The organism is Pseudanabaena sp. SR411 (assembly GCF_002251945.1).
GTDB lineage: Bacteria > Cyanobacteriota > Cyanobacteriia > Pseudanabaenales > Pseudanabaenaceae > Pseudanabaena.
This window is the reverse complement of record NZ_NDHW01000189.1, coordinates 20464-42780: the sequence shown is the minus strand read 5'-3', so window position 1 is coordinate 42780 and position 22317 is coordinate 20464. Positions and strand designations below refer to the sequence as shown.

Genomic DNA, 22317 nt, shown 5'->3' with positions numbered 1-22317 from the left:
CAAACCACCTAGCGTTGCAGCATTGGTATGTCTCTATCATTGCCACCTAGAAACAGATCGCTCCCAGCACAGGACATAGACAATGCCTCTGTGATGGTGATGAAAGATCTCAAAGACCTGCTCAGACGGATGAGTCAGGATCAAAATAAAATCCATGAGCTGCTGAGCTTTTTGGGTTACGCTCTCCGCAGCTTTAGTAACCTCAACCAATTTTTAGAATTAATCCCTTTAATTGCCAGTCGTGTGACTGACTCCGATGGTGGTGCGCTAATTTTATTTAAGGCAAGTGGACAAATGCGCCTAGAGTCTTTGCATTGTCCTGAGCGCAATCAAGGCGGCATGAAAGCCCAACAAGTTAGAACAGCGATCGAACGAGCCATCCAACAGGTTTTAACAGGCAGTCCAACCGCTCTTGATGAGATGGTCAGCCGTTACCTAGGTGCAGATGTCCATTTGTACGGCACATCAGTTTTAGTCAAAAATGCGGTGCGGGGTCGTCTTTATATTTTTAGCCGCAAACCTGATTATATTTGGACAGATAACAAGCGTACTTTGATGCGCCTTGTTGCCGATCAAACCTCAGTAGGCTTAGAAAATCATGAACTCACTACCGAATTAATCAAAAAAGAGCGGCAAGATCGGGAGATGGAGATCGGCGCAGAAATCCAACGCCAACTCTTACCGCGCAACTGTCCCAAGATTCAAGGCATTGAGATCTCAGCGCGTTGCTCTACAGCTAGCCGAGTGGGTGGCGACTATTATGACTTTATCCCGATGCAAAAAGGCGATCGCTGGAGTTTTGTGGTTGGTGATGTCATGGGCAAAGGGGTTCCCGCAGGTTTGATTATGACCATGACAAGGGGGATGTTACGGGCTGAAGTTCTAAACAACCATTCTCCTAGCAAAATTTTGGAACATCTCAATGAAGTGATGTATGAGGATTTGGAGAAATCTCATCGCTTTGTGACTATGTTTTATTCGGAATATGATCCCGAAACTCAGATCCTTTCTTTCAGTAATGCCGCGCATACTCCCGCCTTGCATTGGCGAGCTAAGACCCGATCTGTTCATGCCCTCGACACCATGGGCGCTTTGATTGGCTTAGAGGCGGGGTCAAAGTATGAAGAGGGTAGCACTCGCCTAAATTCAGGCGATGTGGTCATCTATTACACCGATGGCTTTACAGAAGCAGCCAGTCCAGAAGGAGATCGCTTTGACGAAGAAAATCTCCGCAAAGCCCTAGACTGGGCTTGTCAAAATTGCTTTCCCTTATCTGATGATGTAACTCGCCCCCAGATGATTCTTGACTACATCTTCCAAGAAGTGCAAAACTTTATTGGAGAAGGGCATACTCATACTGATGACATGACCCTTGTGGTTCTGCACATAAAAGACAAAGCTCTAGTAAATTAACCCAAGACTAAAATATTATGTTTGACTTATCCCAAGCCCAGCATTTGCTGACTAGTGTGACTAGCGCTGACTTATCATTTCATCTTTCAGCGATCGATGTTCCTAGCAATTTACATTTCAATATTGCGGATCTGAACTCACATATCAATATGGATTTACTAGCCCAACAATTTAAGCAGGATGTAATGGGAGATTTAGGAAAAGGTTGGAATAATTTTGTAAAAACTGGTCAAATTTGGGCGCTGATTATTGGTGTAGTAGTTGGATATCTATTCAGAAGTATCACCAACGCTTAGAACAAAAAAAGCTGCACTTTGTGCAGCTTTTTTTGTTAATGGCGGGGGACGGATTTGAACCATCGACCTTCGGGTTATGAGCCCGACGAGCTACCAGGCTGCTCTACCCCGCGTTGTTTCGCTTATCTAATATAGCATGGTTTGATAGGAACGCAAGCACTTTTTCAAAGTTTTTTAAAAATGGCTCTGTGCATTGCACAGAGCCATTTTTAAAAAACTTTGGTTTTTCACCCCTCCGCAACGCCGTCTTACCTCAGTTGTTTGACCCGGTAAAACCAGGTGGAGGCTTGGCTCTCAGCCTAACTTAAGTTCCCAGATGCAAGTCTGGTTTACTGCGGCCGAGATTACGAAGACTCCTAGAAAACAATTATCGATCAAGACACATTATCGGTAGTCACGCACGCCACAGAGGAGCTTGACTCAATTATAGCAATCTAAACCAACAAAATAGGAAAAGTGCAAAGCACCTAGAAACTCTCATTATAAAAATCGGTTTTTTGAAAGTCAGCCAACGGCTGACTTTCAAAAAACTGATTTTGGTGTTTCCAGCACCGCAGGCGCTGGAATTATTGAAGACTATCTGCTAGCCAGTAAACTAATGGCGCGATCGCTAAAGCTGGTAAAAAAGATGCAACTCTGACTTTAGCGAGTTCTAACAAGTTTAAGCCTAGCCCCAAAAGCATTAAGCCACCAACTCCCGTAATGATTAGTACAGGCTGAGCATTAGCAGGATCTGGTAAACTTTGCGCTAAATTTCCTGCAAGCAAAGATAGACTGCCTTGATATAGAGCCACGGGCAAAGCCGAGAATCCAACACCGATTCCATAGGTGCTAGCAAATACAATCGAAATAAATCCATCTAGAGCCGACTTGAGAACCAAAAGATTATCTTCGCCTCTGAGTCCGTTATTGAGGCTGCCAATAATTGCCATTGGTCCAATACAGAACAAAAGACTTGCCGCAACAAACCCTTCTGTAAACTTACCTTTGCCCTTAAATTTCGCTTTTAACCAATCGCCAACCGCTTCTAAACGTTTCTCGATCTGCCCTAATTCACCAATTACGCCACCAATGATTAAGGCAATCAGCGATAGAATCACGCCATCTAAAGCGCCAGCTTTAATCTTAAGTAAGCTATTTGCCATGTTTATGCTGACAAATATGGTGATTAACCCGATCGCTTGTTTGAGAATGGGTAAAACTTGAGAGAGAAAACGACCGCGTAGAATAAGTCCTAGAAATGTGCCGCAGGCGATCGCCAAAACATTAATCCAAGTCCCACTGGTTTTAGTCCAAAAATCTAGCATTTAGTTACGGTTATTTTGTGCTGATGAGCAAGTCATAGAATTTCTGAGCAAAATTGCAATGTAAGTATATTTACTTAAGATTCCCATACTCCCTTCGTAGTCAATAATTGATGGCGTATGGCAAAGCCCCACTCCATCAATTATTGACTTTAAATAACGTCTGTTTTTTAGGTGGGAAGGGGGTAGAATTCGCATAATTTCGCATAATTTAAGGATTGTAGATCCTTATACTCCTGTAAACCTTTGCAACTTTTTAACCAGTCTCTTGGTTTTACTAAATATAGTAAAGAGAATTAACTCATTGATCGCGTTGCGATCGCGCATTTTTGACAGCAAACATCGGCTAGCCCTTTCAGAATTAGGGCTTAGCCTTTTAAGAAAAACTAGGGATTTAGCCCAAAAGGAGAGCAAAACATGGCTCTAGAGCCTTGCGTAGAATTACCTGTCAAAATTACTGCTGATATTCCCGTACTTAAGGAACGGGGACAAAGAGAGGTGTTTTGTGGCTTGACGGGGATCGTTTGGCTACATCGCAAAATGCAGGATGCTTTTTTTCTGGTAGTCGGTTCTCGTACCTGCGCCCATTTGATCCAATCAGCAGCAGGTGTGATGATTTTCGCCGAACCAAGATTTGGCACAGCAATTCTCGGCGAACGAGATCTGGCTGGGCTTGCCGATGCTAACGAAGAACTTGATCGTGTCGTCGATCAGTTATTAGAGCGTCGCCCTGATATTGGTACTTTGTTCTTAGTGGGATCATGTCCCTCTGAGGTTATTAAGCTTGATCTAGCCAAAGCTGCCGAACGCATGAATCAGAGATTCTTCCCAAAAGTTAGAATCCTGAATTATTCTGGCAGTGGCATTGAAACCACATTCACTCAGGGTGAAGATGCTTGTCTGGGATCAATGGTTCCCGTATTGCCACGTAGCCAAGATGAACCGAGCCTAATGGTGGTTGGTAGCCTTGCGGATGTGGTGGAAGACCAGTTTCAGAGACTATTTGACAAGATGGGCATTGGTCCTGTTTATTTCTTTCCGCCTCGTCGTGCGGCAAATTTACCGCCCATTGGTAAAGGTACGAAATTACTACTAGCACAGCCATTTTTAAGCGAAACTGTGCGATCGCTGATTGCTCGGGGCGCAACCCTATTACCATCGCCCTATCCTTTTGGGATCGAAGGGACGACTTCATGGTTAAAGACTGCGGCTGATGCTTGGAATATTGCTGATGACCAATTTGAACAGGCGATCGCCCCTTCTGTGAGCCGTGGCAAAATTGCCTTAGAGCGCTATCGTCAAGCCCTGACAGGTCGAAAAGCATTTCTATTCCCCGACTCACAGTTAGAAATTCCTCTAGCGCGATTTCTGTCTAGAGAATGTGGCATGGAGCTAGTCGAAGTTGGCACTCCCTATATTGATCGCCTTTTGATGGATAGTGAAATCAACCTTTTGCCTGCGGGTACGGCTCTCTCGGAAGGTCAAGATGTGGAAAAGCAGCTAGATCGCTGTCGTGAAGCTAGACCTGATATTACCGTCTGTGGTTTAGGACTTGCCAACCCTCTGGAAGCTGAAGGTATGGCAACTAAATGGTCAATCGAATTAGTGTTTTCACCGATTCACGGTTACGACCAAGCTGCCGACTTAGCAGAATTGTTTGCCCGTCCACTTGAGAGACGCAGAAGATTAACGGTGTAATTTGTAGAGCGCTTTGCGCTCTACAAATTACATTTATTTTTTAACTCATTGATATATAACTTATGGAATTAACCCTCTGGACTTACGAAGGTCCTCCCCATGTGGGAGCGATGCGAATTGCAACTAGTATGGAAGGAGTGCATTATGTACTTCACGCACCACAGGGCGACACTTACGCCGATCTGCTGTTTACGATGATCGAGCGACGCGATCGCCGCCCGCCTGTAACCTATACGACTTTTCAAGCTCGTGATCTAGGTGGTGATACTGCGGAGATGGTCAAGACTTCAGTACGTGATGCCTATGAGAGATTTAAGCCTCAAGTAATGTTAGTTGGGGAAAGTTGCACTGCTGAGTTGATTCAAGATCAACCAGGTTCTCTCGCCAAAGGCATGGGCATACCAATTCCGATCGTCAGCTTAGAATTGCCAGCTTATTCTAAAAAAGAAAATTGGGGCGCTAGCGAAACTCTATATCACCTAGTCCGTACTTTACTTTTGCCTATTGTCCCTGCACCAAATACACCAAGACCGAAGCGCGATTCGCATATTCGTCCAAAAGCAAATATCATTGGTCCAACAGCATTGGGCTTTAGGTGTCGCGATGATATTCGCGAAGTAATTAAGTTACTTGGAGAAATCGGTGTTGATGTGAATGTAGTTGCTCCGATGGGCGCGACACCTGCTGACTTAATGCGGATTCCCGATGCTGATTTTAATATTTGCCTCTATCCTGAGATTGCACTCACCACTTGTACTTGGCTGACCCGCAATTTTGCCCAACCAGTCGTGAAGACAGTGCCAATCGGTGTGGGTGCAACTCGTGACTTTATTGCCGAAATTGGTAGGGTCGCGGATATTGATGTGAGCCAAGCTCTAGAGCGATCGCAGTCCGATACTTTAGGAAACTGGGACGCTGCGCGAGTATCATCGGCTGCTGAAGCTAATGCTTCTCGTCTTCCTTGGTACTCGAGATCGGTTGACTCCACTTATCTAACGGGTAAGCGCGTGTTCATCTTTGGTGATGCAACTCACGCTCTTGCCGCAGCAAGAATTGCTACGGAAGAATTGGGATTTACCCTTGTTGGTATTGGAACCTATAGCCGTGAATTTGCGCGAGAAGTACGCGAAGTGGCGAAAAAGCACGGACTCGAAGCCGTAATTAGTGATGATTATCTTGCCGTAGAAGCTAAGGTTGCTGAAGCCGCTCCAGAACTAGTGCTTGGCACTCAGATGGAACGACATATTGCCAAACGCTTGGGTATCCCTTGCGCGGTAATTTCTGCACCAATCCACGTTCAAGATGTGCCTGCCCGTTACTCACCGCAAATGGGTTGGGAAGGAGCGAATGTGATTTTTGATGGCTGGGTGCATCCTTTGATGATGGGTCTAGAGGAGCATTTGATTGGGATGTTCCGTGAAGACTTCGAGTTTGCGGAAGGTCATATGAGCCATCTGCATACTGCGCCATCACAGGAGAATCGCCGCGAAACATTGACGACTGAGTCAGTGGGAGAAGCGATCGCTCTCGCATCGACAGGTGCTGCTAATCAAGCCGTTCTTACGACTGTGGAAGTAACTCAAGATTTGCAAGGAATTACTTGGAGCGCTGACGGTGAAGCTGAGTTAAAGAAGATTCCCTTCTTTGTACGCGGCAAAATCAAGCGCAATACTGAGAAATTTGCTAGCGATCGCGGTATCACTTCGATCACCGTAGAAACTCTCTACGAAGCAAAAGCAGCGATCGGTAAGTAATGGATTTGGGCGCTTTGCGCCCAATGGAAGTTTATTAATATAATTAGTTTTATAGGAGTTCATTTTGGCAGTTTTAACAGCGCATCCACCATCAATTACTAAATGTGAAGATGGAGAAGGTAGTGTTCAGGTACATCAAGACCCCGGTATGGTCATTGAAGGTGCTTTGGTAATTGCCGTCTATGGCAAAGGCGGTATTGGCAAATCAACCACTTCATCTAATCTATCGGCAGCATTCTCTCACCTTGGCAAGCGTGTTTTGCAAATCGGTTGCGATCCTAAGCATGACAGCACCTTTACTCTCACCAAGAGAATGGTTCCAACTGTGATCGATGTTCTCGAAACCGTTGATTTCCATTCTGAAGAATTGCAGACTGACGACTTCATGTTTGAAGGCTATAACGGAGTCATGTGTATTGAAGCTGGTGGTCCCCCCGCAGGTACTGGTTGCGGTGGCTATGTCACAGGTCAAACCGTTAAGCTTCTCAAAGAACATCATCTACTCGAAGATACTGATGTCGTAATTTTTGATGTATTGGGTGACGTGGTTTGTGGTGGCTTTGCTGCGCCATTGCAACATGCTCATTACTGCTTGATTGTTACGGCAAATGACTTTGATTCTATTTTTGCAATGAATCGCATCGTAGCTGCAATTCAATCGAAAGCAAAAAACTATCGCGTTCGTCTCGGTGGCATTATTGCTAATCGTAGTGAAGGAACCGATCAGATTGACAAGTTTAATGATCGCGTTGGTCTGAAAACCTTGGCGCATTTCCGCACCGTTGATGCCATCCGTCGCAGTCGGTTGAAAAAATGCACAGTGTTTGAAATGGAGCCAGATCCTGAAGTTCTCGAAGTACAGCAAGAGTATCTTAAGTTGGCTAAAGGAATGCTGGAAAATGCTGAGCCACTGTATGCTCAACCACTGAAGGATCGCGAAATTTTCGACCTCCTTGGTTTTGACTAATCATCAAAAAAGCCCTCGCTTAGCGAGGGCTTTTTTTAGAGATCTAGCGATCGCGTAATCGCATACATCTTCACATCCCATGATCGTTCTTTATAAAAAAGGTAGTTATGCAAAATCCCCTCAAATTGCATTTCTGCTTTTTCTAAAACCCTTGCGGAAGACACATTATTTACATCGCAAATAGCCTGAATCCTTTGCAACTGCATAACATGAAAGCCAAAAGCGATCGCCGATTTTGCTGCCTCAGTCATTAATCCATTGCCCCAATAATTTCTGGATAGCACATATCCCAGTTCAGCACGTCGATGGACAGGTGCAGTATGTAAACTGCAAGTTCCAATTAATTTGCCATTCTCTTTCATCACTATTCCCCAATTCATCCCCTTTCCAGAACGATACATCTGAAAGACGAAGTTATTCAAATATTCATAAGTCTCATTAATAGATCGATGTGTTTCCCATGCCGTGTAAGTTGTTACCTGCGGATCGCTAGCATAGGCAAAAATATCTTCAGCATCGGTAATCGCCAATTTTCGCAAGATGAGTCGTGGTGTTTGCAAAGTTAAAAATTGGTCTGGCAGATCTAGCATAGTTAATACCAAATCACAAAGTGGCTACGCCATTTTGTGATTTTAAAACCTTTTAAGATTTTTGATGGCGCGTGCCGCGCCATCAAAAATCTGGTTCCTTACCTTAGCAATGCTCCCAACTCTATAGATAGCTATAGGTTTGCGATCGCGATAAATTACTACACAATGCTTTACATTTCACCTAGGTATCACAGACTAAATGTACAGTATTTAATTAGTGATCAACGCTTATAAAAAATCCTAAGTCCAATCCCTGAAATATTAGTAAGTAGCAAGATAACGATTATGACTATCGCCCCTGTCGCCCCTAGCAAGGTTTTACTCAAAGTTCCTGTTGATTCTAAAACTCGTGTAAAACAGTTCATGCAATCCTTACAAGACAGCATTTGCCAAGGTTTAGAGGAACTAGACGGCAAAGCCAAGTTTAAACAGGATCAGTGGGAACGTCCTGAAGGTGGTGGCGGGCGATCGCGTGTAATTACAGATGGCGACTATTTTGATAAGGGTGGCGTAAATTTTTCTGAGGTCTATGGCTCCCAATTGCCCCCAGCTATTTTGCGCCATCACCCAGAAGTTGCAGGCGAAACTTTCTATGCAACGGGTACTTCGATGGTGCTGCATCCTAAAAATCCTTACGCACCAACAGTTCATCTGAACTATCGCTATTTTGAAGCAGGTCCAATCTGGTGGTTTGGTGGCGGACTTGACCTCACCCCTTACTATGGTTTTGCCGAAGATGCTAAGCATTTGCACACCACACTCAAAGAAGCTTGCGATCGCCACAATCCTCATTACTATCCTGTGTTCAAACAGTGGTGTGATGATTACTTCTTCCTCAAGCATCGCGGCGAGACTCGTGGAGTCGGTGGCATTTTCTTTGACTACCAAAACGGTGAAGATGGACTTTACAAAAATAGTAACGACTCAACAACTGCTCAAGTCATGAGTGATGAGATCGGTGATGTTCCTCGCACTTGGGAAGAGATTTTCTCCTTTGTCCAAAGCTGCGGTAACTCTTTCTTACCAGCCTATACCCCGATCGCCAATCGTCGCCGCAACATGGAATATGGCGATCGCGAAAAGCAATGGCAACTATACCGTCGCGGACGCTATGTAGAATTTAACCTCGTCTATGATCGCGGCACAATTTTTGGCTTGCAAACCAATGGACGTACTGAATCAATTCTGATGTCGCTGCCTCCGCTAGTACGGTGGGACTACGATTATCATCCTGAACCAAATACGCCTGAAGCAGAACTGCACACAACTTTCCTAAAACCTCAAGACTGGGTTAACTGGAAAGCCTAATAAAAAAGCACCCCTCGTAGGGTGCTTTTTTATGCATCAGGATCAATAAATACCCTGCGATCACAAAAATTGTTTCTAACCGATTAGCCTTTTGTATAGCCCCTTCCTTAGCCAGATGCTCCTGTTTCTCTGGTAGTAGCCTAATCTCTCCATTGGATGTAAACCTGCGTAATTGTCTTTGGGAAATACCTAGATATAGATCCCAATTGATCGCTTCAGAGTAAACCTTGGGGCTTAGGGGCGATCGCCCATCTATTCAAATATTTATTCAAAAATTTCCGCAGGATCGGCAGTTTGTACTTTGCGAAGCGATAATGTCCCTGAAATCACACACATCGTGATCGTTAGAAATAGTAACTGCAAAATGCGATCGCTATTTAGCTCCATCAGCAAACCCGTAGCACTTTCGGTCAGCTTGTAAAGAATTGCACAAGTTAATAGAGCTGGCACAAATCCACAGAGCGATAACAGCAAAGATTCTTGCAAAATTAGACTAAACAAATAAAAGTTGCTGTATCCCATCGCCTTAAGGGTGGCATATTCAGCTAGATGATCGGACACATCTTTATATAAAACTTGGTAGACAATAACGACACCAACAATAAAGCCCATAGTCACGCCTAAGCCAAAGATAAAACCAATCGGGGTTGCTTCAGACCAGTAATTTAGCTCCAAATCAATAAATTCTTGTCTAGTCAATATTTTTACATCGTGATCTAACTGCGATCGCATAGCCTCACGAACGGCGATCGCATTGGCTCCATTTTCTAGCTGGATTAAGCCTAAGCTAATATTTCCAACTGGGCGATCGGGGAAAATTCTTAAGAAGTTTTGTTCGCTTGTAATCAATGTACCGTTAGCCGCAAAAGATACTCCCATCGTAAATATTCCGCCGATCCTAATGGTGCGGTTAGCTACCTCTTTGGTGAGGATTTTGCCTTGAGCGATCGCGGCTTCATATTCAGCAGCCACTGAGCCATAAAAATCTTCCCTTGAGCCGCGATCAAACAGCACAACATCAGGCAATAAAGTTTTATCTAAATCTGGTTTGATATTGGGAAATAGAAATGGGTTGGCTTGGGGGGAAACACCAATCGCTAAAATATCTTCCTTTACGCCAAGCTCAGTTGCATTCCACACAGCTAGACCAACATATACTGGGTACACCGATTTGACCCCTGTAAATCCAGCAGCTTGATGTAAGCGGCGGCGTGAGAATTGTCTCAGATTCAGTAAATTATTCGAGCTAGGATGAATCAGGACTAGATCACTACGCAAGTTCAGGTGTAACAGCACAGCACTTTTAAATAGGGCTTCTTGAAAACCTAACTGCATGGCGATCAAAATTACTGCAAACATGATCCCTGCGATCGCGATCGCTAGTCGCCCCTTTTGATAAGTAAGTTGTAACCAAGCTAAGGGAATGGCAAACATTAGGAGGGAGGAGTAGATTTGAGATATTTATACAACCAGCCACAGCCACCTAAACAGGTACGCTTATCCTCTTCAGAAACGTTAATATTCGTTCTTAAATACTCTTGTAACCATTGACATCCGCGCATTAGCAGATTTTCGAGATCGAGATTCCACATGATGATCTTCCGATCTTCACCTGATGACACCAAAATTTTGCCATTGGGACTAAAGCAGACACTTCGCACGGGACCTTGATGTCCATTAAAGGTGCGTAAAAGCGTACCATCACCACTCCAAAACTGAATGGTGGAGTCTTCACTTGCCGAAACAATTGATTTGCCATCGGGACTAAAACAGACACTAGTGACTTCCGCACTGTGACCATTTAAGGTTTTAATTAATTGCCCTTCAATACTCCAAAGTTTTACACTTTGATCCATACTGCCGCTAGCAATCATCTTGCCATTAGGGTTAAAACAAACTGTATAAACTTCAGCACTATGTCCGTCTAAAGTCCCTAGCAGAGTGCCATCCCAACTCCAGAGATTAATCAGTTTGTCTTTGCTAGCTGATGCGAGCATACTGCCGTCGGGAGCAAAATCGATACTATATACTTCGGCTGTGTGACCTGTTAGTGTTTGTAGCCATTTGCCATCAGCACTCCAAACTCGGACAGTACCATCCGCACTACAAGAAGCAAAAACCTGACCATCGCAACGATAAACAACCTTATAAATTTCGGCACGATGGGCGCTAATGGTATCAATTAAGGTTCCATCGGTTCTCCAGAGTTTGATGCTGGCATCAGCCGCCGCAGTCAAAATGGTTGAGCTATCTGGACTGAAGGTGACGCAGTTAACTTTATCATTATGCCCTTCTAAAACCGCCTCAAGCGTGCCATTAGCATTCCAGAGATTAACGGTTTTATCTTTGCAGGTGGAAGCTAAAAATTTAGAGTTAGGACTAACGGCAACCGAGAACACTTCATCTGTATGTCCCATCAAAGTTCTTAAAGGAGTACCACGAATTGCCCACAGCTTTACAGTGGTGTCTCTACTAGCTGAAGCAAGGGTTTTGCCATCGGGACTAAAGGCAATACTATGAACTACATCACCATGTCCTTGAAAGGTATATTGCAAACCCTGTTCTATGTCCCAAACGCGAATTGTGCGGTCAAATCCGCTTGAAGCGATTGTGTGATTGTCATGACTAAAGGCGACACTCCACACTTTGTCAGAATGTCCATAAAAAGTTTTCAGTAAAATTCCATCTGATCCCCACATTTTGACTGTGCGATCGCGGCTGCCAGAAACAATAGCCAGCCCATTGGGCGCATAGGCAACACTTTCGACAAAACTGTCATGCCCTCGTAAATGTCTGATGGGTACGCCCAGAGTATTCCAGATGATCAGGTTGCGATCGGCACTACCTGAAACTAGAGATTTACTATTAGGATGAAAAGCTACACAGGTGACCCAACGATCATGACCGCCGCGTAAAGTCCGAATTACAGTACCATCATTTTTCCAAAGTTTAACGGTTGTATCTTCGCTTGCTGAGGCAATCATCTCACCGTCATGACTGAAACATACGTCTAAAACAGGACCTTCATGACCTCTGAGGGTAGCGATGGGTTGAGCGGCAAATTTACCTGTAGATTCATCACGTTTCCAGATCTTGACCATATTGTCGCGGCTACCTGACACCAATAGGTTGCCGTTGGGGCTAAAAGCAACGCTAGTTACCCAATTTGTATGACTGGTTAAGGTTTGGAGTAAAACTCCTGATGCGTCCCAAATTTTGATGGTGCGATCGCTACTAGCAGAAGCAATAAATTGACCATCGCGAGAATAGCAAACCTTATTAACCCAAAATCCATGTCCTTCTAGGCGATTATATTCATGCGTACCATAGACAACTTGCTCTAGGGCAGTAATTGCCCGAATTTGGGTATTGGCGCGTAGATTCTCAAGGGTGCTTTCGTCAACTTGAGTCGTTAGGCGTTTTAACTGGACACCACCAATTACACCCGCAATCATCGCTTCAATATGATTATTAGAAAGAAATAGTGCTTCTGAAGAAATGGTGTAAGCAACTATTTTTTCGTTGATTTCGCCCATCTCGGCGATTACGCGCTGACGACGTTCGGAATCTAGGCTTTTTTCGAGTTCTTGGCTCAGTTTTTCGAGGCGATCGGCATCGGCGGCTCGCGCGGCCATCATTTGTTCGCGCTCATTAACTCTTTGTGAAGCCTCCAAAAAGTTGAGATCAATTCTTGGTAATTCTGGTTGACCATCAGCCCAAGCTAGGGATTCAGCAAGACGTGTTCCTCGCAATAGGCAAGATTCATCGGTTTCTTCAGAGCGTTGCCATGCTTGTAAAGCTTCAAGATATGGACAGTTACGCAGTTCAGAAAATTTAACCTTGTTTTTAAGTTTAATCACAACGATCGAAACATCGTCGTCAGGAACATCTAGTTCTGAAAATTGATCAAGGGCTGTCTTTAAGCCTTGCAAAATGTCTGTAGCCGAATATTGAGCTAGTTCAATTACAGTTTTGCGTAGTGGGGAAATATCAGCACCGTTAGATCTGCCAAATTCTTCTCCCGCTGGACTAGTTGCCTCAAATAGTCCATCACTAAAAAAGATGGCTATATCTCCTTCATTTAGCGATCGCGAAGTAGCTCTGTAGGTGGCACTATCAAAACGCCCCAGAGCGATCGCAGGATTGACAACCTCTTCACAGGTATTAGTCTCAGCCCGATAAATTAATGGTCCTGGAATACCAGCATTACCCAAATGCAGCTCATAGTTAACTAGATCAAGCGCACCATAACAAAAGGCGATCGCATCATCAGTGCCGCTTTTGCAAAGTAATTGGTTTAAAGAATTCAACATGGAAGAAGGATTTTGGAGTCGGCCCTGCTGTCCATAGGCATCCAATTGTCCTTTAAATAAAGCGGCATGAATCGCTCCAGCAACCGATTTGCCTGAAGAGTCGGCGATCGCTACAGCTAATGTCCCTGATTGCTCTAAAAACTGATAATAATCGCCACCAAGATCTACGGCTGTCCATACTTCCGCAGCAATATCTAGCCCAGGGTAAGCAGGCAAGCTTTGTGGCAATAAGCTTCTTTGTAGTAATCTGCCACTTGATAGGTCATTGGAAGTTTCATTTAACTGCATACACTGATAGGCAGAGCGATCCTCAGGACAAGTATTGTTAGCACAGATATCAAGTATTTGTATCAGTCAAACTATTTGTTCAAAATAGTTCCCAAAAATCCTGTGCTATGCACACAGAGAATCATACTCCCTAAAATAGGGCAACTTAATACAAATATGGCAATTCCCTGTAAAGTTAAGACATAAAGCCCATAACAGTTGGATTTAGTCGCACTCAAGAGTTTCGCGGGTCATTCTCCCAGTTACAGGGTTTTGTCCCTTCGCTGAGAGACACAGCTTTTTACGAATTGGTGGACGTAAATCTACATCCGTAAAGTCTGCACCATCAATGATTACATTATTAAAAGAAGTACCGTAAGCAAATGAACCTTGAATTACGGCATTGGTTAAGTTTGCCTTGTCAAGACGTGCATTATCAAGCGTGCTATAGCTGAGATTTGCTCCTGTTAGGTTAGCCTCTTTCATATTGGCAGCAAAAAAACTGACTCCTTGCGCGTCAGCATTAACAAAAGATGTGTTCCGCAGATCGGACTCGTTAAACTGATAGCCTTGCAGTGATCGCCCCGAAAAGTCGGCTCCTTCGAGAAAAGCTTTCACATATACATCTGCTAAAGCAGGCTGAGCGCTCGTCAAAGTTAGAGTTAAGCACAGCAGGAGTATATTTATGGCTTTAAAGATCGCTTTAAAAGTAAAATTTCGTAACGTAAAAACTGTGATTTTCATAATCTTTATGATAACTGAGTCTTAAGATAAGGAACCGATTTTTTGTGGCGCTACTTCGCGCCACAAAAAATTGGTTAGTCTATATAAATCGCATAATCCTTATGGTAAAAAAAGTAGGCGATCGCGGGGAGATACTCGTAGCCCAACTCTTACAATCGAATGGGTGGGAAATTTTAGAAACTCAGTGGCGGTGTCGTTGGGGAGAGTTGGATTTAATTGCTCGCGATTGCCAATGGTTACTATTTATTGAAGTAAAAACCCGCAGCAATCGGAATTGGGATGATGATGGCAGTCTGGCGATTACCCCAAAAAAGCAAGCCAAACTCATTAGAGCTGCATCTATATTTTTAGGTGAACATCCACAGTTAGCGACACTTTCCTGTCGGTTTGATGTGGCTCTAGTCCGACGTACCGCCTCAGAAGACTTTTGCTTACAAAATTATATTGAACAAGCCTTTGTCGCATAGCGATTTTCCCAAGAGAAAGAGCAAAACCAAGCTTTTGACTGGAAAAGGAGTATTAAACTTAAATTTTATGAAAAATTGGTTGATTTTGATCGACAGCATCTAGACAGTGATCTCTTAGTTTTAAAGCATGTATATATTTGGGAATAGCTTGATCAATAGTGTAGTGGCGTTCTAGTAATTTTCGAGCATTCTTGCCAAGTTTATCTTTGAACTGAGGATTTGACGCAAGCCAGCAAATATAATCGGCTAATCCTTGGGCATCGCCATTCTCAAAACAAGCTCCACAATTGCCCTCATTCACAATTTCTCGCAAATAATTATCCGTAGGACAGATCACTGCCACAGGTTTTCCAGCCGCTAACATGCCATACATTTTTGATGGCGCGATCGTATCACCCACATTCGGCAAAATACTTACTAACGAGAGATCGCAGGCAGTTAATGAGTATGGTAAAACTTCGCGATCTTGGTAAGGCAATTGCAGCGCATTGGGTAATTGTCCAGCAGCGATCGCCTGTTTAATCATCTGTGAACCAACACCATTGCCAATAAATACAAATTTGATGTCAATGCGACCGATGAGTAATTGAGCGCACTTGAGCATTGTTTTACTATCATGGCAACGTCCTAAATTGCCTGAATAAAGTACAACAAAGCAATCAGTTAATCCATATTGTTTGGCAAACCAATTTTCTGACTTGGCAAGTGGGGTAATAAATTTAGGATCAGCCCAGCTATGAATAACGTGAATCTTATGCGCTAGATTTTTGTGTTTCTTAATCAATAGTTGCTTCATGGGTTCACTGAGAACGATCAATGATTCTGAGCGATCCCAAACCTTACGATTGACAAATTCCCAAAATTTGATAATCCAATGCTCAGAAGCAACTACCTTTAAACGAACGGCGACTTCAGGATAAATGTCATAAATAATGCAGCTGTAGGTATGACCAAAAACTTTATTGTAAAACCATCCAATTAATCCTAAAAATGGCGGTGCAGAAGTTAATACAAGATGTGAGCCACGGATGTCTTTGCTCAGAAATTTAACAACACATCGGGCTAAGAATAAGACACTGCCAAAAACTTTGTTGCGAATTCGCTTAGACATCAGATGAATAGAGCCAGTGCGTCGTACAAACACGCCATGATCAAGCTCTTCATGTTTGACATCTGTTTGTCTGAACGCATATCCCGGCATCCCAGTAAACACACTTACCTCAAATCCTTCTTCAGCCAAAGCCCCTGCTAAGTCATATACAAATTGTCCAGTTGCTGCATAGTCTGGCGGATAAAATTGAGTAATGATACTAATGCTGGTTTTTACCTGTTGCTTTTTTGCCATCATCTCACTCGTTAGTTGTGTTTATTCCTAACCTGCTAAAACTAGCCCCGTATCAGGTTTTGGGGTGGCTTTTTATTGGACAAGGCGATCGCCCGCTTCAATTAAAGCGCTACGAATGCCAACCTCAGTCATGGAGTGTCCTGCATCAGGCACAACAATAAACTCAGCTTCGGGAAAGGTTTGATGTAATTCCCAAGCTGTAAACATGGGGCAGACCACATCATAACGACCTTGGACAATAGTTGTGGGAATATGCCGAATGCGATCAATATTTTCTAGAAGTTGCCTTTCTGACTTGAAAAAGCCGTTGTTCATAAAATAGTGGCATTCTAGTCTCGCAAAGGCTTCAGCGAAATCCTCTGTGCCGAAGCGAGCTATTAGTTCTAGGTCAGGGATGAGCTTACTAGTACTGGCTTCCCAAACTGACCAAGCACGGGCTGCCTGCGATCGCACATGATGATCATTACTAGTGAGGCGGCGATAGTAAGCGGCGATCATATCGTGACGTTCATCCGTGGGAATTAGTTCAACGTATTGTTCCCAAGCTTCAGGAAAAAAATAACCTGCCCCCTCTTGATAAAACCACGCTAATTCTTTGCGCCGCAGCATAAAAATGCCCCTCAAAATTAAGGCTTGGCAATATTCAGGGTGTTTTTCACTATAGGCAAGAGCGAGGGTGCTGCCCCAACTACCACCAGATACAACCCAATCGTTAATGTTGAGATGGTTTCGCAAAGTTTCAATATCTTCGACTAAATGCCATGTGTTGTTTTCGGTGAGTTCAGCATGGGGAATACTGCGACCACAGCCACGTTGGTCAAATTGGACAATCCGCCACAAGTCGGGATGAAAATACTGGCGATACAGTGGTTGGCTACCTCCTCCAGGACCACCATGCAAAATTACTACTGGCTTACCTTGAGGATTGCCCGATTCTTCAAAATAAATGGTGTGTAAGTTGGAAACTTCGAGCATTCCCTGTATATATGGCTCGATCGCTGGATATAGTTCACGCATAAAGTGCTTTTAAAAAGGATTTATTGCCTGATTAAGTTATTGAAGTGCCTAATATAGCAACTTAATGCCAGAAAAACAGAAAGAACGCTATGCGTTCTTTCTGTTTTTGCTTTATAGGTGACTTTCATTTTGCAACATGCGTTTATAGGTCAGCCAACCTGAGGCGATCGCCACGATAAAGAAGCCTATCAAAAATCTAAAATGTATGATCATGTCTGGGCTGGTGAGAGTTTTGCTATCAGTGGAGAGAGCCGTAAATGCTTCGCTCATGTGATAGACAGGATTGAATTGGGTAATCAAGAGTAAATCTTTTGATAAAAAAGTGGTTGGGAAAAATGCCCCACCTAAAATTAATAATGGTACGCCTACCCCTGCGACCAAAGAATTAACATCCTCGACCTTCCGCGCAAATTTTGTGGCAATTACAAATCCCATGCCCACATAGGAACCAATGCTTGCCAAAATCACGAAAATCCCCAAAGCGATCGAGCCACTAAAACGTACTTCCCAAAAAGCCGCCACTGTATAAATGATCAGAGTCTGCCCAATCCCGATCGCTGCATAGGCAAAGAAGATACCGAGAAAGTACGAAATTCCATTGATCGGCGAAATTAATAAACGCTTAATCGTCAGGCTCTCTCGCTCGGAGACAATCGTGGACATCGTGCCGCCCAGACAACTAAAAAACAGCGCTGAGCCGATTAAGCTTGCAGGAGCTGCTAGTTTAAAGGATTCAGCCGCCGTGATTTTTGAGCCTTCTGCCAAGACGAAGCCATTGAGTAACAGCATTGAGATGGGAAAGATCACCCATAAAAGCAAAGTCCGATATGTGCGAAATAGCTCTAATAAAATACGTCGCCCGATCGCGATCGCTTCATACCCATAGTTCATGTGAAATTTTTAGTAATTGAGTGGCTTGCTATGGTAATTATAGTTAGAGGCGACAAGAAGCTTTGATCGATCCCTAACAATACCAAAACACAAAGGGCTACACCATTTTGTGTTTTTAAAACCCTTGCTGGGTTTGGTTTTTAATTCATCAAAGTGTGACGACATTTTGGTGAATTGGTATAACTGCCAGTCAGAGATGAAAAACTGTGTTAAATGGCAAAAATTTTTTTAGCAAATATCTTAAACGCATTGCAATAATCGCTGTGGCAATTTATCTTGCCTTTCGGTTGCAGCAGACTGTGCAGTTATTGCTGACTAGTATGTTTTTAGCAGGGGCAATCACCCCGATAGTTGAGCAGATCACGAGTTTTCGCTTTAAATACGATCGCTGGAAAATCGGCTTAAATCGAGTATGGGCGGTGGTAGCACTCTATTTATTCTTATTAATAGTGATCGTTTTGGCGATCGCGCCAGCACCGCAGATTATTTTAGAACTTGGTCAATTTTTTATTAAGTTGCCAACTTTGTTAGAGCAGATTCAATTGCCTAAAGGTGGGCTATTGAATTTTAGCCAAGATGAACTCAGGCGCATTTTCCAAACGCAGCCATTGATTGATCAAGCCCAAAACCTTGGCAAGGATATTGTTAGTCAGACTTTTGTGTTTACCTTACAAGTAGTGAATGCGATCGGGATTGGCATTCTCAGTATGTTGATTGCTGCTTATATGGTGATTAATTCTGATAGTCTTGTGCGAAGGTGCTTACGTCCTTTTTCTAAGGAGATTCGCCAACAGGTTGAAATTCTTATCCCCCCAATTACGAGATGTCTAGGAGCCTATGTGGTGGGTCGAGTTGGCACATCTAGCTTGCTTGGTTTCTGCACATATTTAACGCTCTCTATTTGTGGAATCCCCTACGCAGGAGCCTTGGGGCTATTAGTGGCGATCTCCAATTTAATTCCTTATATCGGTGGGCTAGTGGCGCTAGTCGCAATTTTTATCGCGGCATGGGGTGTTGATTTTAATAGAGGTGCGATCGCCCTATTTATTTGCTTTGCCCTCCAACAAATTGAAGCCTTTATCCTTCAGCCTTGGCTAGTCGCTCCTTATTTGAATCTCGATCCCTTTGAGCTTTTGCTTTCGATTATTGTGGGAGCCGAGCTTTTTGGGGTAGTTGGTGCGATCGTTGCTCCACCGATCGCAGGTACTAGCAGAATTCTTTTCAATCATTTTGTGGCACGTACCAATGATGAAGATCCTGATACTAAAGAATAAAGGGACGCAAAGCGTCCCTTTATTCTTTAGTAAACCTGAATCCATTCATGGATTTCGTAATCTGTCCAAATACCATTTTGCCAATAGGGATCTGACTCTACTAAATTCCTTGCTGTGGCAATATCTGCCGTGACGTATATAGCAAAGACTTTGGTCACATCTTGAGTAGGACCAACTGTTAGCAATGTCCCTGCCTCATGCAATGCCTTAAGGTTATCAAGATGGGCTTGACGAAAGGGCGCACGTTTTTCGAGAACGTTATCGCAATAGCTGCCCCACATCACAAATTTTTTAAGTTCAGTACTCAATTTTTCAGCTATCCCTATAGATATAAATTCACTATTTCAAAATAATAGAGGCGTGCAAAACACGCCTCTATTATTTTATTCATGAGTATTGATTTTAGTTAAAAAACAAGCGATCAACAATTAAAGCAACTGTGGTAGCAAAAACAGTTACACCGATCGCGACAAGAACATTTTGTCCTTGGCTGACGCTAAAACAAGCAACTGCACCTGCACCTAAACCTGCTGTAACTGCGGCAACTACTGGATCTTTAGTTGATTTATTGTACATTTTGAAAATACCGACTGTTAAATTAAAAAATTTTGATACTTAATGATTGCTAGCCTACAGCAGCCACTCAAACCCGTTGATGGTTCTCAATAATTCTTCTTGCTAGCCAGTATTTTCGTAATATTCAGTTACAAACTATTTATATACATCTGCGGATTTTGAGAAATTTGAAAGTATCGCAGGGGCAGATTTTACCAATGTTCAAGGATTGAATGATGAAATGCGATCTCGTCTGCTTAGTCACCCTCAACAAGAGCTAAATACTCTCAATCAACTGACTCTCAAGACTATATTAGCTAGCCTAAGCAAATATTAAAGATGGCAAATTACTCTCTTTTATTTGCTTTAAAATATCAGCCAAATATGCCTTTGACATCCAAGGCTAAGAAGTTTAACCTATATGTTAGGTGTATCAAGAGGATGATCTTTAGGATGTTTAAGGTAAAAAGTTCTTCTGCTCGTACTGTAGCTTGTCTGTCTTTTTTAACAGCTTTGTCCATGTCGTCGAATCTGGCTCATGCAGAAACACCGACATTGTCTAACAATCCTGACACTTATAAAGCTATACAGCTAGACCCTTTAACCACTCAAGCACAAAATGTTACATCAGTATCTCAACTCAGTGATGTAAGACCAACTGACTGGGCTTTCACTGCCTTGCAGTCTCTCGTTGAACGCTATGGATGTATTGCAGGCTACCCAGATAGTACTTATCGTGGCAACCAATCTACTAGCCGCTATGAATTTGCCGCAGGTTTGAATGCTTGCCTCGACAAAATCAATGAAATCATCTCGGCAGGACTAGCTGACAAAGTTAGTAAAGAAGACTTAGCTACTCTACAAAAGTTACAGGAAGAGTTTGCGGCTGAACTTGCTACCTTACGCGGTCGTGTTGATGCCCTTGATGCCAAAACTGCCAAGCTAGAAGCACAACAATTTTCCACCACGACAAAACTCACTGGCGAAGTCATCTTCTCGGCAACCGCAGGTAGTGGTGGACCAAACGATGCTAGATCCAACGTCACCCTAGGTAATCGTACTCGCCTTGTTCTTAACACTAGTTTTACAGGTAAAGATGCTCTCAGAACTCGCTTGGAAACTGGTAACAACCTTGCTGCGGCTAGCAATAGTGTAGGTTCAAGTAGCCTTGCGACTTTGTTAGGAACGAACTCAGTCAGAATTGGACCTGGCGCAGTTGTAACAGACAACTCTTTTGCACTTAGTCTTCTTGATTATAAATTCCCTGTCTTTGACAATAAAGTAACTCTTTACGTTGCACCAATCAGCTTCCCCGATGAATTCTTCACCGTACTTTCACCTGTAGCTAGCAATGGTCAAGGTTCAATTTCTCGGTTCGGTCGCTTTGATCCCCTAATGCGGATTGCTGGTACATCTTCTCTATTTGCCTTTGATTGGAAGGTTTCCGATCAATTCAAAATTCAAGCAGGTTACGGTGCATCCAATGCAGCTTCGCCTTCACCTGGTGGACAAGGTGGTTTATTTGGTGGATCAACCATTGCTCTAGTTCAGCTTTTGTTCAAGCCTACTGAGAATCTTGATGCTTCTATTACCTATGCTAATACTTATCATCAAGGTAACTCTTTAAGTACGGGTTTAGTGAGCACCGAGTCTATAAGTGCGACTGGAGTCACCTCTTTGAGAGCTAATTCAATTGGTGGAAACTTGGCTTGGAAAATCACGCCGAAAATCTCTTTCCATACTTGGGGAACATGGATATTTGCAGATTCAGTCAATAATACAGCTTCCACAACCTTTACAAGTTGGATTGCAGGTTTGACCTTCAATGATTTATTTAGTGAAGGAAGTGCCGCAAGCGTTTTATTCGGTCAGCCAATTAAACGTAGTTCCGTAGGTGGACTTGCTTCCTTTGGCACATCTAATGGTAGAGCTATTGATTCGACTCCTTATCATTTAGAGCTTTTCTATCGCTATCGAGTCAGCAAGAATATCAGTATTACTCCTGGTGTTTTTTGGGTGTTTAATCCTGAAGGTGCTAGTGGTAATCCAACCGCAACTGTTGGTGTAATTCGCACAACGTTCACGTTCTAATAAAGATAAAGGCACGCTTAGCG

Annotated in this window: 19 protein-coding genes, 1 tRNA gene and 1 other RNA gene; 9 read left to right on the top strand and 12 right to left on the bottom strand. The window is 43.3% G+C overall.

Features of this window, described 5'->3' with window-relative positions:
* Positions 1-27: 27 nt before the first annotated feature.
* Positions 28-1413, top strand: coding sequence for a PP2C family protein-serine/threonine phosphatase (locus B9G53_RS20260; protein WP_094535278.1), 1386 nt, complete (start codon positions 28-30; stop codon positions 1411-1413).
* Between the two features lie 17 nt (positions 1414-1430).
* Positions 1431-1709 carry a hypothetical protein gene (locus B9G53_RS20255; RefSeq protein WP_094535277.1) on the top strand — a complete coding sequence of 93 codons (279 nt, stop codon included), beginning with the start codon at positions 1431-1433 and terminating at the stop codon, positions 1707-1709.
* A gap of 39 nt (positions 1710-1748) precedes the next feature.
* Here B9G53_RS20255 and B9G53_RS20250 read toward each other — a convergent pair.
* From B9G53_RS20250 to B9G53_RS20240, 3 genes are all read right to left on the bottom strand, one after another.
* Positions 1749-1822: transfer RNA gene (locus B9G53_RS20250), tRNA-Met, on the bottom strand.
* A 115-nt stretch (positions 1823-1937) separates the two neighbouring features.
* Positions 1938-2124: non-coding RNA, 6S RNA (gene ssrS, locus B9G53_RS20245), on the bottom strand.
* Positions 2125-2275: 151 nt separating this feature from the next.
* Positions 2276-3016 carry a DUF554 domain-containing protein gene (locus tag B9G53_RS20240; protein ID WP_094535276.1) on the bottom strand — a complete coding sequence of 247 codons (741 nt, stop codon included), beginning with the start codon at positions 3014-3016 and terminating at the stop codon, positions 2276-2278.
* A gap of 414 nt (positions 3017-3430) precedes the next feature.
* Here B9G53_RS20240 and B9G53_RS20235 point away from each other — a divergent pair, with 414 nt between their 5' ends.
* From B9G53_RS20235 to bchL, 3 genes are all read left to right on the top strand, one after another.
* Positions 3431-4711, top strand: a complete 1281-nt coding sequence (locus B9G53_RS20235; RefSeq protein WP_094535275.1) for a ferredoxin:protochlorophyllide reductase (ATP-dependent) subunit N — start codon at positions 3431-3433, stop codon at positions 4709-4711.
* 62 nt (positions 4712-4773) lie between these two features.
* Positions 4774-6465 (top strand): ferredoxin:protochlorophyllide reductase (ATP-dependent) subunit B, encoded by a 1692-nt coding sequence (gene bchB, locus B9G53_RS20230; RefSeq protein WP_094535274.1) that lies wholly within the window; start codon positions 4774-4776, stop codon positions 6463-6465.
* A 94-nt stretch (positions 6466-6559) separates the two neighbouring features.
* Complete coding sequence (bchL, locus tag B9G53_RS20225; RefSeq protein ID WP_176453290.1) at positions 6560-7432, top strand: ferredoxin:protochlorophyllide reductase (ATP-dependent) iron-sulfur ATP-binding protein; 873 nt, start codon at positions 6560-6562, stop codon at positions 7430-7432.
* A gap of 35 nt (positions 7433-7467) precedes the next feature.
* Here bchL and B9G53_RS20220 read toward each other — a convergent pair whose 3' ends face one another.
* On the bottom strand, positions 7468-8022 hold the full coding sequence (locus B9G53_RS20220) for a GNAT family N-acetyltransferase (protein ID WP_094535272.1): 555 nt from the start codon (positions 8020-8022) through the stop codon (positions 7468-7470).
* A 285-nt stretch (positions 8023-8307) separates the two neighbouring features.
* On the opposite strand from B9G53_RS20220, the gene hemF reads away from it, so the two are divergent.
* Positions 8308-9330, top strand: a complete 1023-nt coding sequence (gene hemF / locus B9G53_RS20215; RefSeq protein ID WP_094535271.1) for an oxygen-dependent coproporphyrinogen oxidase — start codon at positions 8308-8310, stop codon at positions 9328-9330.
* 264 nt (positions 9331-9594) lie between these two features.
* Here hemF and devC read toward each other — a convergent pair whose 3' ends face one another.
* The 3 genes from devC to B9G53_RS20200 all read right to left on the bottom strand — a co-directional run bounded on the left by devC (position 9595) and on the right by B9G53_RS20200 (position 14654).
* Positions 9595-10764, bottom strand: coding sequence for an ABC transporter permease DevC (gene devC, locus B9G53_RS20210; protein WP_094535270.1), 1170 nt, complete (start codon positions 10762-10764; stop codon positions 9595-9597).
* Positions 10764-13931 (bottom strand): SpoIIE family protein phosphatase, encoded by a 3168-nt coding sequence (locus B9G53_RS20205; protein ID WP_094535269.1) that lies wholly within the window; start codon positions 13929-13931, stop codon positions 10764-10766. The genes devC and B9G53_RS20205 overlap by 1 nt, the downstream gene beginning before the upstream one ends.
* A gap of 204 nt (positions 13932-14135) precedes the next feature.
* Positions 14136-14654: a pentapeptide repeat-containing protein gene (locus B9G53_RS20200; protein ID WP_094535268.1), complete on the bottom strand. Its 519-nt coding sequence runs from the start codon at positions 14652-14654 to the stop codon at positions 14136-14138.
* A gap of 101 nt (positions 14655-14755) precedes the next feature.
* Between B9G53_RS20200 and B9G53_RS20195 the strand changes: the two genes are divergently transcribed.
* Positions 14756-15121 carry a YraN family protein gene (locus tag B9G53_RS20195; RefSeq protein WP_094535267.1) on the top strand — a complete coding sequence of 122 codons (366 nt, stop codon included), beginning with the start codon at positions 14756-14758 and terminating at the stop codon, positions 15119-15121.
* A gap of 58 nt (positions 15122-15179) precedes the next feature.
* On the opposite strand, the gene B9G53_RS20190 is transcribed toward B9G53_RS20195, so the two are convergent.
* The 3 genes from B9G53_RS20190 to B9G53_RS20180 form a co-directional block, all read right to left on the bottom strand.
* Positions 15180-16466, bottom strand: coding sequence for a glycosyltransferase family 4 protein (locus B9G53_RS20190; RefSeq protein WP_094535266.1), 1287 nt, complete (start codon positions 16464-16466; stop codon positions 15180-15182).
* 72 nt (positions 16467-16538) lie between these two features.
* Positions 16539-17483 (bottom strand): prolyl aminopeptidase, encoded by a 945-nt coding sequence (pip, locus tag B9G53_RS20185; RefSeq protein ID WP_094535265.1) that lies wholly within the window; start codon positions 17481-17483, stop codon positions 16539-16541.
* Between the two features lie 111 nt (positions 17484-17594).
* A complete protein-coding gene (locus B9G53_RS20180; RefSeq protein ID WP_094535264.1) occupies positions 17595-18374 on the bottom strand; it encodes an ABC transporter permease in 780 nt (259 codons plus the stop codon).
* Between the two features lie 263 nt (positions 18375-18637).
* Between B9G53_RS20180 and B9G53_RS20175 the strand changes: the two genes are divergently transcribed.
* Positions 18638-19648, top strand: coding sequence for an AI-2E family transporter (locus B9G53_RS20175; protein ID WP_254923750.1), 1011 nt, complete (start codon positions 18638-18640; stop codon positions 19646-19648).
* 26 nt (positions 19649-19674) lie between these two features.
* Here B9G53_RS20175 and B9G53_RS20170 read toward each other — a convergent pair whose 3' ends face one another.
* Together B9G53_RS20170 and B9G53_RS27560 are read right to left on the bottom strand one after the other, a co-directional pair.
* On the bottom strand, positions 19675-19929 hold the full coding sequence (locus B9G53_RS20170; protein WP_094535262.1) for a YciI family protein: 255 nt from the start codon (positions 19927-19929) through the stop codon (positions 19675-19677).
* Positions 19930-20050: 121 nt separating this feature from the next.
* Complete coding sequence (locus B9G53_RS27560; protein ID WP_176453288.1) at positions 20051-20224, bottom strand: hypothetical protein; 174 nt, start codon at positions 20222-20224, stop codon at positions 20051-20053.
* 498 nt (positions 20225-20722) lie between these two features.
* Between B9G53_RS27560 and B9G53_RS20165 the strand changes: the two genes are divergently transcribed.
* A complete protein-coding gene (locus tag B9G53_RS20165; RefSeq protein ID WP_254923749.1) occupies positions 20723-22294 on the top strand; it encodes an iron uptake porin in 1572 nt (523 codons plus the stop codon).
* The last annotated feature ends 23 nt before the right edge of the window (positions 22295-22317 follow it).

Bases quoted from the DNA above. Each gene is read 5' to 3' on its own strand.
- B9G53_RS20260 (WP_094535278.1), top strand. From the start codon at position 28: ATGTCTCTATCATTGCCACCTAGAAACAGATCGCTCCCAGCACAGGAC.
- B9G53_RS20255 (WP_094535277.1), top strand. From the start codon at position 1,431: ATGTTTGACTTATCCCAAGCCCAGCATTTGCTGACTAGTGTGACTAGC.
- B9G53_RS20240 (WP_094535276.1), bottom strand. From the start codon at position 3,016: ATGCTAGATTTTTGGACTAAAACCAGTGGGACTTGGATTAATGTTTTG.
- B9G53_RS20235 (WP_094535275.1), top strand. From the start codon at position 3,431: ATGGCTCTAGAGCCTTGCGTAGAATTACCTGTCAAAATTACTGCTGAT.
- bchB (WP_094535274.1), top strand. From the start codon at position 4,774: ATGGAATTAACCCTCTGGACTTACGAAGGTCCTCCCCATGTGGGAGCG.
- B9G53_RS20220 (WP_094535272.1), bottom strand. From the start codon at position 8,022: ATGCTAGATCTGCCAGACCAATTTTTAACTTTGCAAACACCACGACTC.
- hemF (WP_094535271.1), top strand. From the start codon at position 8,308: ATGACTATCGCCCCTGTCGCCCCTAGCAAGGTTTTACTCAAAGTTCCT.
- devC (WP_094535270.1), bottom strand. From the start codon at position 10,764: ATGTTTGCCATTCCCTTAGCTTGGTTACAACTTACTTATCAAAAGGGG.
- B9G53_RS20205 (WP_094535269.1), bottom strand. From the start codon at position 13,931: ATGCAGTTAAATGAAACTTCCAATGACCTATCAAGTGGCAGATTACTA.
- B9G53_RS20200 (WP_094535268.1), bottom strand. From the start codon at position 14,654: ATGAAAATCACAGTTTTTACGTTACGAAATTTTACTTTTAAAGCGATC.
- B9G53_RS20195 (WP_094535267.1), top strand. From the start codon at position 14,756: ATGGTAAAAAAAGTAGGCGATCGCGGGGAGATACTCGTAGCCCAACTC.
- B9G53_RS20190 (WP_094535266.1), bottom strand. From the start codon at position 16,466: ATGGCAAAAAAGCAACAGGTAAAAACCAGCATTAGTATCATTACTCAA.
- pip (WP_094535265.1), bottom strand. From the start codon at position 17,483: ATGCGTGAACTATATCCAGCGATCGAGCCATATATACAGGGAATGCTC.
- B9G53_RS20180 (WP_094535264.1), bottom strand. From the start codon at position 18,374: ATGAACTATGGGTATGAAGCGATCGCGATCGGGCGACGTATTTTATTA.
- B9G53_RS20170 (WP_094535262.1), bottom strand. From the start codon at position 19,929: ATGTGGGGCAGCTATTGCGATAACGTTCTCGAAAAACGTGCGCCCTTT.
- B9G53_RS27560 (WP_176453288.1), bottom strand. From the start codon at position 20,224: ATGTACAATAAATCAACTAAAGATCCAGTAGTTGCCGCAGTTACAGCA.
- B9G53_RS20165 (WP_254923749.1), top strand. From the start codon at position 20,723: ATGTCGTCGAATCTGGCTCATGCAGAAACACCGACATTGTCTAACAAT.